The sequence below is a fragment of the Fructilactobacillus sp. YLN 2507 genome (genome assembly GCF_059614085.1).
This window is the reverse complement of sequence record NZ_CM184303.1, coordinates 298438-314348: the sequence shown is the minus strand read 5'-3', so window position 1 is coordinate 314348 and position 15911 is coordinate 298438. Positions and strand designations below refer to the sequence as shown.

Genomic DNA, 15911 nt, shown 5'->3' with positions numbered 1-15911 from the left:
CCTCCTTAAATTAGGTTAGTAATATCTAAAACTTCTGGTTTTTGTGCTTCATGCTTGTGATCTTCACCAGCATAAACGTGAAGTTTCAAACCGATCTTACGACCTAATGAGTTGTGAGGAAGCATACCCTTAACAACTTGTTCAATGAACTTTTCAGGTTTTTCAGCACGCAATTTACCAAATGATTCTTGTTTAATTCCACCAATGTATTGAGTGTGGTGATAGTGCATCTTATCTTTGGCCTTGTGACCAGTTAATGCAACTTGTGATGCATTAATGATAATTACATTGTCACCATTGTCTACGTTTGGTGTGTAAGTTACTTTGTTTTTACCGCGTAAAATTGAAGCAGTAACACTTGCAAGACGACCTACTGGAATTCCAGCAGCATCGATGATGTACCATTTGTGTTCAATTTCACCGGGTTTAGCCATGTATGTTGTACGCACTATATTTTCCTCCGCGTTTCTTTGTTTTGTTCGACACCAATATAAGTTTCCGGGGCTTAAATGTGGGGCAAACAATACCATATATCATTTTACAAATTATAAGACAAAAAGTCAATTAAATTCAGGAATTAATCTGATTTTGATGCTTCTTTTGGGAATGTTTTGGATCATCACCCGGATAATAAACCTGTTTTAAGTATAGTCCCTCAGCTGGCATCGTTAAGCGAGCTTCTTGTCGATTCTTTACGCTTAATAAGCGTTGAATGTCATGGATTGGTCGTTTACCCATCCCAATTTCGACTAAGACGGCCGTCATAATCCGAACTTGATTATACATAAAGCCATCGCCATAAAATTCAAACTGAATTTCTTGATGTGCTTCATCATTAATTGCTTTTACCGAAAAAATCGTTCGAATTCGACTTCCAGGCTTAGCTCCCGAAGCCACAAATGAAGAAAAATCATGTTTTCCCACTAAATCTTGAATTGCAATTTCCATCTTATTAAAGTCCATGGGAAAGCGCCAATGCGCCGTATAAAACCGTTTAAAGGGATCCGTGAATCGCCCTAACGAAATTTTGTAGAGATATTTTTTCCCCGTTACGTCATAACGAGCATGAAAATCAGAATCTACAATTTCAACTTTCAAGATTTCGATATCTAAAGGACACATGCTGTTTAATCCTTTAAGCATATTATCCGCTGGAATTGCAAACGGAAAATCAAAATGTGCCACTTGAGCTAACGCATGTACACCTGCATCCGTCCGTCCAGAACCATAAATTCCAATTTCTGATGATGGATTTTTAGCCATTCTGTTCACAATTTTAGTTAACACACCTTCCACAGTTCGTTGCTTAGGTTGTTTCTGAAATCCCGCAAACTGGGTTCCATCATATGCAAATGTAATTTTATATCTTCTCATTAACTTAAGTTCCTCATTAAAATAACTGTGATTCCAACTAAAATTACAATTAAAATCGCGATGCTATCTGACCAATCCCAGTGATATCGACGATAACTACTTCTGGTTTGATTAGCTTCATAACCTCCCGCACCTAAAGCATCAGCTAAATTGTCGGCGTGACGAAATGAGGACACTAACAGCGGAATAATTAATGAAATAATATTTTTGCAACGTTTAATAATTCCACCTTGATTAAACATTACACCACGTGAACGTTGAGCATCCATAATCACTTGAAGTTCCTCCATTAAGGTGGGGACAAATCGCAATGCAATTGAAATCATTATTCCTACGGTTTCCACTGGAACCCCAATATGACGTAATGGACCAATCAACTTTTCTACCCCAAAAGCAATCGAATTTGGTGAAGTAGTCATGGTTAAAATTGTTGCTTGAATAATAATTAAAATAAACCGAATTAGAATCAATCCAGCAAGCTGAATTCCATAATCCGTAATTTTAATTGGACCCCACGAAAAATAAACCTGACCATGGGGACTAAACAAAATTTGAATAATTACTGTAAACATAATCAACCAAATAAAGGGCTTAATTGCTCTTAAAATGGTTTTAATTTCAATCTGGGAGAGATAGGCTTCTACAATCAATAAAATCGTTAAAAGCCCATAATTCCAAAGATTGTTAGCAAATAAAATCCAAGTAATAATTAAAAGCGTAGCCAAAATTTTAGCAGTCGGATTTAGACGATGAATATTTGAATTACCCGGTAAATAATTCCCAAAAACTGCCTTATTCAAATACTCATCCTCCTACTTCTTTAATTTCTTTAACACTAAATTAACTAATTGTTGCTGATTTAAAGGAACATCGGACAACTTAATTCCGTTTTGTAATAATGCTTTATATATTTTAACAGAATCTGGTAAGCCTGCTGAATTTTTCATATTTAAAAAAAAGACGGCAGGGTCAGAATCACTAACTATTTGACCATGATCAAGCATTATAACTCGTTTGGAAAATTCACTAACTACCTTCATATCATGAGTAATTAATAAAATGGTCACATGTTGCTGTTCATTAAGTCGCTTAACAATTGTCAAGATTTCATTACGACCAATTTCATCTAAACCGACCGTTGGCTCATCTAAAATCAAAATAGGAGGCTGCATGGCTAAAACTCCTGCAATTGCTACTCGTCGCATCTGACCACCTGAAAGTTCAAATGGAGAACGCTTAAACAATGTTTCAGGAATTCCAACTTCTTTTAAAATTTGTTTAGCAAGACTTTCCGCATCCACCTTCGACTTGCCAAAGTTTTGTGGTCCAAAACTTACATCGTCTAAAACTGTGTCCGCAAATAATTGCTTCTCTGGCGATTGAAAAATCATTCCCACCTGGGAACGAATTTTCAATAATGCAACTTTTTTCATTTTCTGTTGAATCAAAGTATCATTAACAATTACTTGTCCAGAGCTTGCACTCAATAATCCATTTAACAAACGAACTAAGGTAGACTTTCCACTTCCAGTCTTACCGACTAAAGTAACAAATTCTCCTGCACTGACTGTTAAGTTGATATCTTTTAAGGCTTGGCTAGCAGATTTAGTATTTTGAGCATAAGTGTAATTAACGTTTTTTAAAATAATTTGGTTATCCATTCACTTAACCTCTCATTATCTAAATATTCAACGGGTGGATTATATCCATGTTTTTTAAAAAGGTCCTTAACTTGTTCAGTAAATGGTGGCTGCATGGCTAACTCATTTAAAATAGTGGGTTGCTGGTATAATTTTTCTGGTTTTCCTGAAAAAATTAGCTGTCCTGCATTTAAGGCTAAAACTTCATCAACTAATTCTAACATTTTCATATCATGAGTAATGTAAATAACCGTTAATTTGGTTGCCTTTTGTAGTTTTATAATAATTTGCTTGATTTCAGCTGTTGCAGCGGGATCTAACATGCTCATGGCCTCATCAAGAATTAAAACTGACGGTTCCAAAGCTAAGGCACGAGCTAAAGAAACTTTTTGCTTTTGCCCACCAGAAAGTAAATTAGGGCTCACATTTGCATATGCTTGCATTCCAACTGCGTTAAGGACTTGATTAACGCGCTTATGCATCACAGGAAATGGTAAATTACGATTTTCCAAGCCAAAAGCTACGTCTTCTTCAACTGTGGCTCCGACAATTTGATCATCAGGATTTTGAAAAACAATTCCAATTTTTTTGCGTAAGTTAACTAAATTATTTTCCACTAATTGAACACCATCAATTTTAATTTCACCTACAGTCGGACTAAGAAGCCCATCAATTAATTTTGCAATTGTACTTTTACCGCTTCCGTTTTGTCCGATTAAAGCAACCGTCGTCCCTGAGTTAATTCTAAATGATACCTGGTCCAATGCCTTAACTTGATTTGGATAAGCAAATGATACTGCATTAAATTCAATTTTAGGTCGCATAAGCATCTTTCCTTTAATTTTATGTATAAAAAAATCACATAAATATAAGGCGCTTGGTTTTACCCACATTCAAGCTAGACTTGGGTGTTCCCATCATCATAACGCTTTATGCCTCATATTTAGTGATTCAGTTATTTATGCTATTATCTCATTATTTATAATTAAACAAATTCTAAGATTACCATTGGTGCACCATCTCCACGACGAGGCATGGTTTTAAGGATACGAGTGTAACCACCGTTACGATCCTTGTATTTTGGTGCAATTTCATCAAATAACTTTTGCAAAGCAGTAGTTACCTTGATCTTATCGTCAGTTTCTGTAACATCAGCAATCATGTTTTGTAAGTAAGCAGCAGCTTGACGACGAGCAGCCAAATCTCCACGTTTACCTAAGCTAACCATCTTATCCACGGAAGATCTAACCGTTTTAGCTTTAGCTTCAGTAGTTTCGATACGACCATTAACGATTAATTCAGTAGTCAAGTTACGAAGCATAGCGCGACGTGGGCCTTTTTCACGACCAAATTTACGATAACTCATAAATGGATATCCTCCTTTTAACTAATCTTCTTTACGAAATGACAAACCTAAAGCATCGATTTTTTGTTCGATTTCTTCAAGTGACTTGCGTCCAAGGTTTCTAACGTTCATCATGTCTGCCATTGACTTGTCTGTTAATTCTTGAACAGTGTTAATTCCAGCACGTTTCAAACAGTTGTAAGAACGAACTGAAAGATCTAGTTCTTCAATTGACATTTCAAGCATTTTTTCTTTGTGGTTTTCTTCTTTTTCCACCATCACATTAGCATTTTGTGCACGATCAGTTAAATCAACAAACATTTCTAAATGTTGACTTAAAATCTTAGCAGCTAATGAAATTGCATCGGAAGGAGAAATTGAACCATCTGTCCAAACGTCTAATGTCAACTTATCGAAATCATCACGTTGTCCTACACGTGTGTCTTCAACTTGATAGTTAACACGTTCGATTGGGGTATAAATAGAATCGATTGGTAATACACCAATTGGCATATCATCGTTTCTAGCTTTGTTTTCTTCAGCTGATACAAAACCACGACCTTTATTAGCAGTCATAGTCATGTGCAAAGTTGCACCTTCAGCGACAGTAGCGATATGCAAGTCTGGATTGAGAATTGTAGTCTCGCTATCAGTCGTAATATCAGCAGCAGTGACATCAGCAGGACCAGTTACATTAATACTCAAGGTATGAGGATCGTTATCTTCAGAGTCAATTCTTAACTTAAGCTTTTTCAAGTTTAAGATAATTTTAGTAACATCTTCGGTAACCCCTTTTACAGTAGAGAACTCATGTAAAACACCATCGATTTGAACACTAGTTACAGCAGCACCGGGCAATGAGGCAAGCAAAATCCGTCTCAATGAGTTACCAAGCGTAGTACCATATCCTCGTTCTAATGGTTCTACAACTACTTCACCGTAGTTATTTGTTTCTTCAATTTTATGAATGTTAGGCTTTTCAAATTCAATCATTCTAACTTCTACCCCTTTCAAACCGCGTTGAGTCTTTTACAAAATTAACTTTCATTAAAAAATTAAACTCGACGACGTTTTGGAGGACGACAACCATTATGAGGAACTGGAGTAACATCACGAATAGCAGCTACTTCCAAACCAGTTGTTTGTAATGCACGAATTGCTGATTCACGACCTGAACCAGGACCCTTAACAGCAACTTCAACGGTCTTCATTCCATGTTCCATTGCTGTCTTTGCAGCTGCTTCTGCAGCCATTTGAGCAGCAAATGGAGTAGATTTACGACTTCCACGGAAACCTAATGCACCAGCTGATGACCAGGCAATAGCGTTACCTTGAACATCGGTAATCATAACCAATGTGTTGTTAAATGTTGAATGGATGTGAGCAACACCAGATTCAACATGTTTCTTTGCTTTACGCTTACGAGTATTTTTCTTAACCATAAGAACTAGTAACCTCCTTCTTAATTATTATTTCTTGGTTCTCTTACCTTTACGAGTACGAGCATTGTTTTTAGTGTGTTGACCTCTAAGAGGTAATCCACGACGATGTCTCATTCCACGGTATGAACCGATTTCTGATAGTAACTTGATATCCATACTTACTTTACGACGTAAATCTCCTTCGATAAGGAAGTTATCAAGAGCCTCTCTAATCTTATCTTGTTGATCAGGAGTTAAGTCTTGAGTACGAACATCTTCTGAAACACCAGCTTGTTCAAGAACCTTTTTTGAAGTTGCGTCACCAACACCATAGATGTAAGTTAAAGCAACAATAACACGCTTGTTACGTGGTAAATCCACTCCGGCGATACGAGCCATTTAATCCACCTCCTGTTTAATTACTTACCTTGTCTTTGTTTGTGCTTAGGATTTGCTGAACAAATTACCATCACACGGCCTTTTCTTTTAATAATTTTACATTGTTCACACATTTTTTTTACTGATGGTCTTACTTTCATCTTATAAACCTCCTAATAAAGGGAAATTACTTAAATCGATAAGTAATTCTACCCTTAGTTAAATCATATGGTGACATTTCAACAGTTACACGGTCTCCTGGAAGTATCTTAATGTAATGCATTCTAATTTTGCCAGAAACGTGAGCTAAAATAGCATGACCGTTTTCTAGTTCTACTTTAAACATCGCATTAGGTAAGGTTTCAGTAATCTTTCCTTCTACTTCAATTACATTATCTTTAGACAAAACAATCCTCCAAAATCATGATTAATTCAATTCAAATCCAATAACACTATCAATCTTCAATATAGCATATCATTGCCTCAGCGACAATTAAGAAGACCTTAGTTTAAATTGGTAAGAATCTTATTAATGTCTTTAGTAACATCTGCAATGTCTTGATCACCGTTCACTGTGTGCAATAAGTTTAAATTCTTATAAAAATCAATTAATGGCGTATTCATTTTCATGTTTACTTTCAATCGATTTTTTACAGTTTCTGGTTCGTCATCGCTTCGTTGATAAAATACATGTCCACCACAAACATCACACGTACCTTCAACTTTAGGTTTTTTGTACAATTTATGATAAGTAGCACCACAGTTTTTACAAATGAATCGACCAGATAAACGAGCAACTAAAACGTCAGGATCAACATCAATGTTAATCACTGCATCTAGCTTTTTCCCTAATTTATCAGTAATTATCTCTAATTGTTGGGCTTGCTCCAAAGTTCTTGGGAACCCATCTAAGAGGTAACCGTTCTTGGTATCATCTTGTTTCAATCGTTCTTCAACGATCTTACAAGTAACCGCATCAGGAACCAATTCACCTTTATCAATATACTTTTGAGCTTCAACACCCATTGGAGTCTTTTCCTTTATCGCTGATCTAAAGATATCTCCAGTAGAGATGTGTGGAATGTTGTATTTTTCAACAATATCTTCAGCTTGTGTACCTTTACCAGCACCAGGAAGACCCATTAATAATAAATTCATTGACATATTATTTATCTCCCTTATCGTTGTCTTTTGGTTCATTTTGAATAAATCCTACATATTCTTGGCGCATTGTTAATCCTTTAATCTGATTCATGGTTTCAATTGCAACCCCAACAATAATTAAGATGTTAGTTCCACCTAAACCAATTGAGCTATTAAGATTCCATAAGTTTTGAGCAACTAAAGGAATTAAAGAAACAAATCCTAAGAATAATGCTCCAACTGTACTTAATCTCATTAAAAGATGAGAAACGTAAAGTTGGGTAGATTTTCCAGGCCATACTCCTGGAATGTAACTTCCTTGTTTTTGTAAATTTTCAGCTAATTTTTGTGGATTAACTTGAACAAACGCATAGAAGAAAGTAAAGACAACAATCAAAATCGTATAAAATGTAGCACCCATTGGGGTTTGCATATTAAATAATTCTGACATGAATTTAAACCAACCCTGACTACCATGGTTCTTGGTAAAGAACATTAAAATTGTCTGTGGGGTTGAGATAAATGCACTAGCAAAGATAACCGGAATTACTCCAGCAACGTTAACTTTTAATGGAAGATAACTGCTTTTTGATGAGCCGGTTGCTCGCCGAGTATATTGAATTGGAATTCGACGTTCAGCTTGTTGAACCCACGTAACGAAAGTAACAATTACTAACATTGCGATGATAAGTCCACCAATGAATAGTGCTGGTTGCCACAAATCACTAGTTGGAGTTCCCTGAATGTATTCTCGATAAATACTTTCGAACCCAGTAGGAATATTAGCAACAATTCCAGCAAAAATGATCATTGAAACTCCTTGACCAATTCCTTTATCCGTAATCATGTCTCCCATCCAAGTGGTTAACATGGTTCCAGCAGTAAGAATCAATCCGATGCTAGCATATGTAGCAATCCCAGGATTTTCAACTAAGTGTAAACTACTTAAAGCATTGAAACCAGCGGTAATACCGATGGATTGAGCGAAGGCTAGGACAATTGTTAATCTACGAGTAACCTTGTCTAACTTAAGCCTACCAACTTCACCTTGCTTTCCCCACTCAACAAACTTAGGAACGATATCCATTTGTAGTAACTGTACAACAATTTGTGCAGTAATATAGGGAGAAACACCCATGGCAAAAATTGAATAGTTAGTTAATCCTCCACCACTGAAGATATTTAAAACATTAACTAACCCAGAAGAAGCTACTTCTTGAAGAGCTTTAGCATTAACCCCAGGAACTGTAATATAAGCTCCTAATCGGAAGATAGCTAAAACAAACAAAGTAAAAAGAATCTTTTTACGAATATTTTTATCTTCAAATGCACTTTTTAAGGTAGATAACATTAGATCACCTCAGCTTTACCACCAGCGTCTTCAATAGCTTTTTTGGCACTTTCAGAAAATCTATTAGCTGAAACTGTAAGTTTCTTTTCAAGTTTTCCTTCACCAAGAACCTTAACACCATCTTTAACATTCTTAATGATGCCGGCTTCGATTAACAATTCTGGTGTAACTTCTACACCGTTGTCAAATACGTTAAGTTCTTCAACGTTAACGATAACAATTTCTTTACGGTTAATGTTAGTAAATCCACGTTTAGGGATACGACGGTACAATGGCATTTGTCCACCTTCAAAACCTAAACGAGTCTTTCCACGGGCCTTTTGACCTTTTTGTCCACGACCAGAAGTTTTACCTTTACTTGAACGACCGCGTCCTTTTCTTGTTCTTTCTGAACGAGAACCATCAGCGTATTTTAATTCGTTTAACTTCATTGAATTGCACCTCCTCTTACTTTAAAATAATTAATCTTTAACTTGTTCAACCTTAATTAAGTGAGCAATTTTAAATAATGCACCACGAGTTGCTGCATTATCAGGTCTTACAACGCTACTGTTAATACGTCCTAAACCTAAAGCTTCCACAATCTTACGTTGTTTTGGAAGACGATGAGCAGCACTATGAATCAAAGTGATTTTTAATTGAGCCATCTGTAAATCCTCCTATTCAGCTAAATGATCAACAGAAACACCACGAAGATCTGAAACTTCGTTAGCGTTCTTAAGTCCTTTAAGACCTTCGAAAGTTGCACGGATAACGTTGATCTTAGTATCTGAACCAAGACGCTTACTAGTAACATCATTGATACCTGCTAATTCCATAACGGAACGAACGGCACCACCGGCTGCTACTCCAGAACCTTCTTCGGCTGGTTTCAACATAACTTTTCCACCGCCGTATACACCAACGATTTCGTGAGGAATAGTAGTTCCAACAATTGGAACTTCAATCAAGTTCTTTCTTGCAGCTTCAACCGCTTTACGGATTGCTTCAGGAACTTCTTGAGCTTTACCTGTACCGAAACCAACGTGACCATTCTTGTCACCAACAACTGCTAAAGCAGCAAAACGTAATCTACGTCCACCTTTAACAACCTTAGTGATTCGGTTAATGGCAACAACGTTATCTTCTAAATCCAATTTATTTGGATCAATATACTTAGCCATGTGATTTATTCCTCCTTTTTATTAAAATTCAAGTCCATTTTCACGAGCAGCACCTGCAAGAGCAGCTACACGTCCATGGTATAAGTAACCACCACGGTCAAAAACGACATGTTTAACATCTTTGTCAAGAGCACGTTCAGCAATTAACTTACCAACACTTTGTGCTTGTTCAGTTTTATTACCTTCTGCAACTTCTTTGTCAAGAGTTGAGGCACTAGCTAGCGTTACACCCGCTACGTCATCAATAATTTGAGCGTAGATGTTCTTGTTAGAACGGAATACGTCTAAACGTGGGCACTCAGCAGTACCAGCAATTTTATTACGAACACGTTTGTGTCGAATGACACGTGTTTTATTTTTGCTTGGTTTTGTAATCAAAATAGTCACCTCTATATTATTGTTTATTTAAAATTCGATTATTTACCAGTCTTACCTTCACGAAGAACAATGTGTTCATTTTCGTAACGAATACCTTTACCTTTATAAGGTTCTGGTGAACGAATTTCGCGAACTTTAGCAGCAAAGTCACCAACGTGTTGCTTGTTAATCCCAGCAATTTCAATTGTGGTGTTATCAGGAACTTTAACTTCTAAGTCTTCAGGAACTGGAACATCAACAGGATTTGAATAACCAACATTAAGGATCAAATCTGAGCCTTTAAGTTGGGTACGGTAACCAACACCAACTAATTTCAAAGTCTTGTTGAAGCCTTTTTCTACCCCTTCAATCATGTTAGCAAGGTTAGCACGTTGGGTACCATGTAAGGCACGCATTCTGTTGTCATACTTACCAGTTGGTTCAAAGTTAATTTCATTACCGTTAACGTTCATTTCAACGTCAGGGGCAAAAATAGCAGTTAATTCACCCTTAGGGCCCTTAACCGTAACATTGTCACCATCACGTGTAACAGTTACACCTTCAGGAATTTCAATTGTTTTATAACCAATTCTACTCATGTGTTAGACACCTCCATCTCTTAATTATTTTTTACCAAACGTATGCTAATACTTCTCCACCGACTTTTTGAGCACGAGCTTCTTTGTCAGTAACCACACCGTTTGAAGTTGAGATGATCGCAATACCTAAACCATTAAGTACTTTAGGAACATCATCAGATTTAACGTATGAACGTAATCCTGGTTTTGAAATTCTCTTCAAACCAGAGATTACACGTTGATTGTCTTTACCATATTTAAGGTAAACACGGATAACACCTTGGTTATCGTCTTCGATATATTCAACACGACTCACAAAACCTTCACGTTTTAAGATTTCGGCCATGTTGCGTTTAATTTTTGATGCAGGAATATCAACAGAATTGTGACGAACCATGTTCGCGTTACGAATTCTTGTTAGAAAATCTGCAATTGGATCTGTCATAGTCATGAACGTACAACCTCCTTTTAAGTTTGTTTATTCTACCAACTAGCTTTTTTCATACCAGGAATTTGACCCTTGTGGGCAAGTTGTCTTAAACAAATTCGGCATAAGTGGAATTTTTGGTAAACCGCACGAGGTCTACCACAACGTTCGCAACGAGTGTAAGCTTGAACAGCGAACTTAGCTGGACGTTTGCTTTTTGCAACTAATGATTTTTTAGCCAATGTAAAACCTCCTATTTAGCGAATGGCATACCAAATTGACTTAACAATTCGTGTCCTTCTTCGTCAGTATTAGCAGTTGTAACAAGTACGATATCTAAACCTCTAACTCGGTTAACATCATCGTAGCTGATTTCAGGGAAAATTAATTGTTCCTTGATACCTAAGGTGTAGTTTCCACGACCGTCAAATGAACGGCTAGGAACACCATGGAAATCACGAACACGTGGTAATGAAACGTTGATTAATTTGTCCAAAAAGTCATACATTTTGTCACCTCTAAGAGTGACTTTAGCACCAATTGGCATACCTTCACGTAAACGGAAAGTTGCAATTGATTTTTTAGCTTTTGTAACAAGAGGCTTTTGACCAGAAATTAGGGTCAATTCATTAACAGCCTCGTCTAAGTTTTTAGAGTTTGTTACAGCATCACCAACACCCATATTCAAAACAATTTTTTCAAGTTTTGGTCCTTGCATAATTGATGAATAGTTGAATTTTTCAACTAGTGCTGGGAGAATTTCTTTCTTATATCTTTCTTCTAAGCGAGTAGACATGCGAGTAATTTCCTCCTTTCACTTACAATCTTAATCGATTGATTTGTGTGATTTCTTTGAAATACGAATTTTTTTGCCATCTTTAACTTCAAAACTAACTCTAGTTGGTTCATTAGTTGATGGGTCGATTAGCATTACATTTGATGCATTGATTGGGGCTTCAACATCAGCAATTCCACCTTGTGGGTTTGCTTGAGAAGCCTTTTGGTGTTTCTTAACTTTGTTGATTCCTTCAACAACTACGCGATTATCAGCTGCAATGGTTTTGATGATTTGACCATCTTTACCTTTGTCTTTACCAGCAATAACCCGAACTTTGTCACCAGTCTTTAAGAACATTAATCTGGCACCTCCTTGATTTTGCTTCTTAGTATTAAAGTACTTCGGGTGCTAATGAAACGATCTTCATGAAGTTGTTATTACGCAATTCACGAGCAACCGGCCCAAAAATACGAGTACCTTTAGGACTCTTATCATCATTAATTAAAACAGCAGCGTTTTCGTCAAAACGAATGTAAGAACCATCATTTCTGCGTGAAGCAGCTTTAGTTCTAACAATAACAGCCTTAACAACGTCACCCTTTTTGACAACGCCACCTGGTGTTGCTTGTTTAACAGTAGCAACAATAACGTCACCAACGCCCGCATAACGAACTCTTGAACCACCTAAAACTTTAATAGTTAATAATTCTCGAGCACCTGAGTTGTCGGCAACTTTTAAACGACTTTCTTGTTGGATCATCGCAAGTGTCCTCCCTTCGATTTAAAAATCATAATACGATAAAAACGATACAAGCTAGATAATAACGGCTTTTTCAACAACATCTAGAAGACGGAAGTGAACAGTCTTTGATAATGGTCTAGTTTCCATGATTTCAACGATATCGTTAACTTTAGCAATACCTTCTTCATCACGAGCCTTGTACTTTTTAGTATATTTAATACGCTTGCCATAAGTAGGATGTGTTTTTGTAGTTTCTACAGCAACTGTAATAGTTTTATCCATTTTGTCAGAAACAACACGACCTCTATATGTTTTACGTTCATTACGTTCTACGCTCATATAAATAAACCCTCCTTTTTATCGTATTTTATTTATTTAATTCTTTTTGTCTTAGTGCAGTTTTGATCCGTGCAATTGTTTTGCGAACAGTTCTCAATCTTGCAGTATTTTCTAATTGACCAGTGGCTAATTGGAAACGAAGATTAAACAATTCTTTCTTGTAATCTTGTTCTTTAGCACGCATTTCATCAGTGGTTAATTGAGCAATTTCTTTAGCCTTCATTTGATTCGCCACCTACTTCCTCACGTTTGATAATTCTAGTACGAACAGGTAACTTATTTGAAGCTAAAGTCAATGCTTTAATTGCAGTAGCTTCGTCAACGCCGGCAACTTCGAAAAGTACCTTACCACGTTTTACGGCTGCTACCCATCCAGCTGGACTACCTTTACCTTTACCCATTCGAACACCAATACCTTTTTCAGTATATGATTTTTGAGGGAAGATTTTAATCCAAACTTTTCCACCACGTTTCATACAACGAGTGATGGCAACACGACAAGCTTCAATTTGTCTGTTAGTGATCCAATGTGAATCAATGGCTTGTAAACCATATTCACCAAAGGCAACTGAGTTTCCACCTTTTGAGTGTCCACGTAGTTTACCACGGAATTCACGACGGTGCTTAACACGTTTAGGTACAAGCATGTTTATTTACCTCCTTTACGGTTTTCCAAAGGCTTTTCAGGTAAAACTTCTCCACGGTTAATCCATGTTTTAACACCGATTGCACCGTAAGTAGTGTGTGCTTCATTCCAAGAATAGTTGATATCAGCTCTCAAAGTATGAAGTGGAACACGACCTTCAGAATAACTTTCAATACGAGCCATGTCAGCACCGTTTAAACGACCAGATGATTGAGTTTTAACTCCATCAGCACCTGAACGCATAACTTGCTTCATAGCTTGACGCATAGCACGACGGAAAGCAACACGACCTTCAAGTTGTTTAGCGATATTTTCACCAACTAAATCAGCTTCCAAGTCAGGTTTCTTAACTTCAATAATGTTAATGTGAACACGACGTCCAGTTAACTTGTTTAATTCATTACGTAGACTTTCAACTTCTGATCCACCCTTACCAATAACCATACCAGGTTTTGCAGTGTGGATAGAAATGTTTACTCGTTTGGCAGCACGTTCAATTTCAATTTCTGAAACTGAAGCATCAGCAAGACGTTTAGCAAGGTAGTCACGAATCTTCAAATCTTCATTTAAATATGAAGCAAATTTGTCATCGTTAGCATACCATTGAGCTTGCCAACCACGGTTAACACCGATACGGAAACCATTAGGGTTAATTTTTTGACCCATGCTCTATCCCTCCTTTTGTTCTGATACTACGATTGTAATGTGACTTGTACGTTTGTTGATTGGTGAAGCAGAACCCTTAGCACGGGGACGGAAACGCTTTAAAGTTGGTCCTTCGTCGGCGTATGCTTCAGCAACAACAAGGTTTTGACCATCAAGATCAAAATTATTTTCTGCATTTGCTACAGCTGATTTTAAAACTTTTCCAACTACTGGAGATGCACCACGAGGGGTGAATTCAAGAATTGAAGCAGCTTCTGCAACGTTTTTACCTCTAATAAGATCTAAAACAAGACGGACCTTACGAGGGGCAATACGAACAGTTTTAGCAATAGCTTTTGCTGATGTAACTTGTTCAGCCATTTTGTATCCTCCTTGTTATCCTGTAATCTTGTCTTTTCCACCTACATTACCATGACCATGGAATGTACGTGTTGGAACGAATTCTCCAAGTTTATGTCCTACCATGTCTTCTTGGATGAAAACTGGGACATGAGTTCTACCATTGTACACTGAAATAGTGTAACCAATGAAACTAGGGAAAATAGTTGAGCGACGTGACCAAGTTTTAATAACTGTTTTCTTTTCTTGGTCTTTTTGGGCATCGATTTTCTTTAATAAAGATTGATCAGCGAATGGTCCCTTTTTCAAACTACGACTCATTATAAAACCTCCTCTTCAAGTCTTGTATCTAGATGCACTTAAAATTACATCTTTGAACCCTTACGACGACGAACAATGAATTTGTTTGAACGAGCAGTCTTAGAACGGGTCTTCTTACCAACAGTCTTCTTGTGCCAAGGTGACAAAGGAGATGGGTAACCAACTGGAGCTTTACCTTCACCACCACCATGTGGGTGATCGTTAGGGTTCATTACAGATCCACGTACGTGAGGTCTTTGACCACGGTAACGAGTACGACCGGCTTTACCCCAGTTAATAAGTGAATGTTCTTCATTTCCAACAGTACCAATTGTGGCACGACAAACAGAAAGAACCATTCTTACTTCACCAGAAGGTAATTTAACAAGTGAATATTTACCGTTTCCTTCGTTACTCAATAATTGTGCTGAGTTACCAGCAGAACGAGCAAGTTGTCCACCTTTACCAGGTTTTAGTTCAATATTATGAATAGTTGATCCAACTGGAATATCTTTAAGTGCAAGTGTGTTACCAGGCTTGATATCAGCATTTGAACCAGACTCAACAACATCTCCAACTTTAAGACCTTTAGGGGCAAGAATGTATGATTTGATTCCGTCAGCGTAAACGATCAAAGCGATGTTAGCAGTACGGTTTGGATCATATTCGATGCTTTTAACTGTTGCTTTAACATCATCATGGTTACGTTTGAAATCAATAACACGATATAAGTGCTTGTTTCCACCACCACGGTGACGAACAGTCATACGACCTGAATTGTTACGACCAGCCTTTTTAGAATTAGCTTGTACTAAGCTTTTTTCTGGCTTATTAGTTGTAATATTACTGTAGTCAATACTAGTCATATTACGACGACCATTAGTCGTTGGTTTATATTTCTTTAAAGCCACGTTGTTTTCCTCC

The 15911-nt window shown here is 37.0% G+C and carries 30 protein-coding genes; all 30 read right to left on the bottom strand.

Features of this window, described 5'->3' with window-relative positions; genetic code table 11:
* Positions 1 to 5 precede the first annotated feature (5 nt).
* The 30 genes from rplM to rplB all read right to left on the bottom strand — a co-directional run bounded on the left by rplM (position 6) and on the right by rplB (position 15898).
* Positions 6 to 449, bottom strand: coding sequence for a 50S ribosomal protein L13 (rplM, locus tag AC0GLY_RS01565; RefSeq protein ID WP_496611816.1), 444 nt, complete (start codon positions 447 to 449; stop codon positions 6 to 8).
* 121 nt (positions 450 to 570) lie between these two features.
* Positions 571 to 1374, bottom strand: a complete 804-nt coding sequence (gene truA, locus AC0GLY_RS01560; RefSeq protein ID WP_496611815.1) for a tRNA pseudouridine(38-40) synthase TruA — start codon at positions 1372 to 1374, stop codon at positions 571 to 573.
* Entirely contained in the window at positions 1374 to 2174 is an 801-nt protein-coding gene (locus AC0GLY_RS01555) for an energy-coupling factor transporter transmembrane component T family protein (protein WP_496611814.1), read from the bottom strand. Before AC0GLY_RS01555 ends, truA begins: the two co-directional genes overlap by 1 nt.
* A gap of 12 nt (positions 2175 to 2186) precedes the next feature.
* The gene (locus tag AC0GLY_RS01550; RefSeq protein WP_496611813.1) at positions 2187 to 3035 is read right to left on the bottom strand and encodes an ATP-binding cassette domain-containing protein; all 849 of its coding nucleotides are present in this window, start codon (positions 3033 to 3035) and stop codon (positions 2187 to 2189) included.
* Complete coding sequence (locus tag AC0GLY_RS01545; protein ID WP_496611812.1) at positions 3014 to 3838, bottom strand: energy-coupling factor transporter ATPase; 825 nt, start codon at positions 3836 to 3838, stop codon at positions 3014 to 3016. The genes AC0GLY_RS01550 and AC0GLY_RS01545 overlap by 22 nt, the downstream gene beginning before the upstream one ends.
* 161 nt (positions 3839 to 3999) lie before the next feature.
* On the bottom strand, positions 4000 to 4380 hold the full coding sequence (gene rplQ, locus AC0GLY_RS01540) for a 50S ribosomal protein L17 (RefSeq protein WP_496611811.1): 381 nt from the start codon (positions 4378 to 4380) through the stop codon (positions 4000 to 4002).
* 21 nt (positions 4381 to 4401) lie between these two features.
* The gene (locus AC0GLY_RS01535; protein ID WP_496611810.1) at positions 4402 to 5352 is read right to left on the bottom strand and encodes a DNA-directed RNA polymerase subunit alpha; all 951 of its coding nucleotides are present in this window, start codon (positions 5350 to 5352) and stop codon (positions 4402 to 4404) included.
* Between the two features lie 62 nt (positions 5353 to 5414).
* Positions 5415 to 5801, bottom strand: a complete 387-nt coding sequence (gene rpsK / locus AC0GLY_RS01530) for a 30S ribosomal protein S11 (protein ID WP_041817915.1) — start codon at positions 5799 to 5801, stop codon at positions 5415 to 5417.
* Positions 5802 to 5828: 27 nt separating this feature from the next.
* On the bottom strand, positions 5829 to 6179 hold the full coding sequence (rpsM, locus tag AC0GLY_RS01525) for a 30S ribosomal protein S13 (protein ID WP_496611809.1): 351 nt from the start codon (positions 6177 to 6179) through the stop codon (positions 5829 to 5831).
* A gap of 20 nt (positions 6180 to 6199) precedes the next feature.
* Positions 6200 to 6319: a 50S ribosomal protein L36 gene (rpmJ, locus tag AC0GLY_RS01520; protein ID WP_014082355.1), complete on the bottom strand. Its 120-nt coding sequence runs from the start codon at positions 6317 to 6319 to the stop codon at positions 6200 to 6202.
* Positions 6320 to 6345: 26 nt separating this feature from the next.
* Entirely contained in the window at positions 6346 to 6564 is a 219-nt protein-coding gene (infA, locus tag AC0GLY_RS01515) for a translation initiation factor IF-1 (protein ID WP_014082356.1), read from the bottom strand.
* Between the two features lie 98 nt (positions 6565 to 6662).
* Positions 6663 to 7316 (bottom strand): adenylate kinase, encoded by a 654-nt coding sequence (locus tag AC0GLY_RS01510; protein WP_496612223.1) that lies wholly within the window; start codon positions 7314 to 7316, stop codon positions 6663 to 6665.
* 7 nt (positions 7317 to 7323) lie between these two features.
* On the bottom strand, positions 7324 to 8652 hold the full coding sequence (secY, locus tag AC0GLY_RS01505; RefSeq protein WP_496611808.1) for a preprotein translocase subunit SecY: 1329 nt from the start codon (positions 8650 to 8652) through the stop codon (positions 7324 to 7326).
* Entirely contained in the window at positions 8652 to 9083 is a 432-nt protein-coding gene (rplO, locus tag AC0GLY_RS01500) for a 50S ribosomal protein L15 (RefSeq protein ID WP_496611807.1), read from the bottom strand. Before rplO ends, secY begins: the two co-directional genes overlap by 1 nt.
* A gap of 30 nt (positions 9084 to 9113) precedes the next feature.
* Positions 9114 to 9299, bottom strand: a complete 186-nt coding sequence (gene rpmD, locus AC0GLY_RS01495; protein WP_395319241.1) for a 50S ribosomal protein L30 — start codon at positions 9297 to 9299, stop codon at positions 9114 to 9116.
* A gap of 12 nt (positions 9300 to 9311) precedes the next feature.
* A complete protein-coding gene (rpsE, locus tag AC0GLY_RS01490) occupies positions 9312 to 9815 on the bottom strand; it encodes a 30S ribosomal protein S5 (protein ID WP_496611806.1) in 504 nt (167 codons plus the stop codon).
* 21 nt (positions 9816 to 9836) lie between these two features.
* Positions 9837 to 10193, bottom strand: coding sequence for a 50S ribosomal protein L18 (gene rplR, locus AC0GLY_RS01485; RefSeq protein WP_496611805.1), 357 nt, complete (start codon positions 10191 to 10193; stop codon positions 9837 to 9839).
* A gap of 38 nt (positions 10194 to 10231) precedes the next feature.
* Positions 10232 to 10771 (bottom strand): 50S ribosomal protein L6, encoded by a 540-nt coding sequence (rplF, locus tag AC0GLY_RS01480; protein WP_496611804.1) that lies wholly within the window; start codon positions 10769 to 10771, stop codon positions 10232 to 10234.
* Between the two features lie 31 nt (positions 10772 to 10802).
* Positions 10803 to 11201, bottom strand: coding sequence for a 30S ribosomal protein S8 (rpsH, locus tag AC0GLY_RS01475; RefSeq protein WP_395319249.1), 399 nt, complete (start codon positions 11199 to 11201; stop codon positions 10803 to 10805).
* Between the two features lie 32 nt (positions 11202 to 11233).
* On the bottom strand, positions 11234 to 11419 hold the full coding sequence (locus tag AC0GLY_RS01470) for a type Z 30S ribosomal protein S14 (RefSeq protein ID WP_395319251.1): 186 nt from the start codon (positions 11417 to 11419) through the stop codon (positions 11234 to 11236).
* Positions 11420 to 11430: 11 nt separating this feature from the next.
* Positions 11431 to 11973 carry a 50S ribosomal protein L5 gene (gene rplE, locus AC0GLY_RS01465; RefSeq protein WP_496611803.1) on the bottom strand — a complete coding sequence of 181 codons (543 nt, stop codon included), beginning with the start codon at positions 11971 to 11973 and terminating at the stop codon, positions 11431 to 11433.
* A 30-nt stretch (positions 11974 to 12003) separates the two neighbouring features.
* The gene (rplX, locus tag AC0GLY_RS01460; protein WP_496611802.1) at positions 12004 to 12312 is read right to left on the bottom strand and encodes a 50S ribosomal protein L24; all 309 of its coding nucleotides are present in this window, start codon (positions 12310 to 12312) and stop codon (positions 12004 to 12006) included.
* A gap of 34 nt (positions 12313 to 12346) precedes the next feature.
* Positions 12347 to 12715, bottom strand: a complete 369-nt coding sequence (gene rplN / locus AC0GLY_RS01455; RefSeq protein WP_496611801.1) for a 50S ribosomal protein L14 — start codon at positions 12713 to 12715, stop codon at positions 12347 to 12349.
* Positions 12716 to 12769: 54 nt separating this feature from the next.
* Positions 12770 to 13036 (bottom strand): 30S ribosomal protein S17, encoded by a 267-nt coding sequence (rpsQ, locus tag AC0GLY_RS01450; RefSeq protein WP_395319259.1) that lies wholly within the window; start codon positions 13034 to 13036, stop codon positions 12770 to 12772.
* A 28-nt stretch (positions 13037 to 13064) separates the two neighbouring features.
* Positions 13065 to 13259: a 50S ribosomal protein L29 gene (gene rpmC / locus AC0GLY_RS01445; protein WP_014082370.1), complete on the bottom strand. Its 195-nt coding sequence runs from the start codon at positions 13257 to 13259 to the stop codon at positions 13065 to 13067.
* A complete protein-coding gene (gene rplP / locus AC0GLY_RS01440) occupies positions 13249 to 13683 on the bottom strand; it encodes a 50S ribosomal protein L16 (protein WP_496611800.1) in 435 nt (144 codons plus the stop codon). The genes rpmC and rplP overlap by 11 nt, the downstream gene beginning before the upstream one ends.
* Before the next feature lie 2 nt (positions 13684 to 13685).
* Positions 13686 to 14348 carry a 30S ribosomal protein S3 gene (rpsC, locus tag AC0GLY_RS01435; protein WP_496611799.1) on the bottom strand — a complete coding sequence of 221 codons (663 nt, stop codon included), beginning with the start codon at positions 14346 to 14348 and terminating at the stop codon, positions 13686 to 13688.
* A 3-nt stretch (positions 14349 to 14351) separates the two neighbouring features.
* Positions 14352 to 14708, bottom strand: a complete 357-nt coding sequence (gene rplV, locus AC0GLY_RS01430) for a 50S ribosomal protein L22 (protein ID WP_496611798.1) — start codon at positions 14706 to 14708, stop codon at positions 14352 to 14354.
* A gap of 15 nt (positions 14709 to 14723) precedes the next feature.
* Positions 14724 to 15008: a 30S ribosomal protein S19 gene (gene rpsS, locus AC0GLY_RS01425; RefSeq protein WP_014082374.1), complete on the bottom strand. Its 285-nt coding sequence runs from the start codon at positions 15006 to 15008 to the stop codon at positions 14724 to 14726.
* 44 nt (positions 15009 to 15052) lie between these two features.
* Complete coding sequence (gene rplB, locus AC0GLY_RS01420; RefSeq protein WP_496611797.1) at positions 15053 to 15898, bottom strand: 50S ribosomal protein L2; 846 nt, start codon at positions 15896 to 15898, stop codon at positions 15053 to 15055.
* Positions 15899 to 15911: the final 13 nt, after the last annotated feature.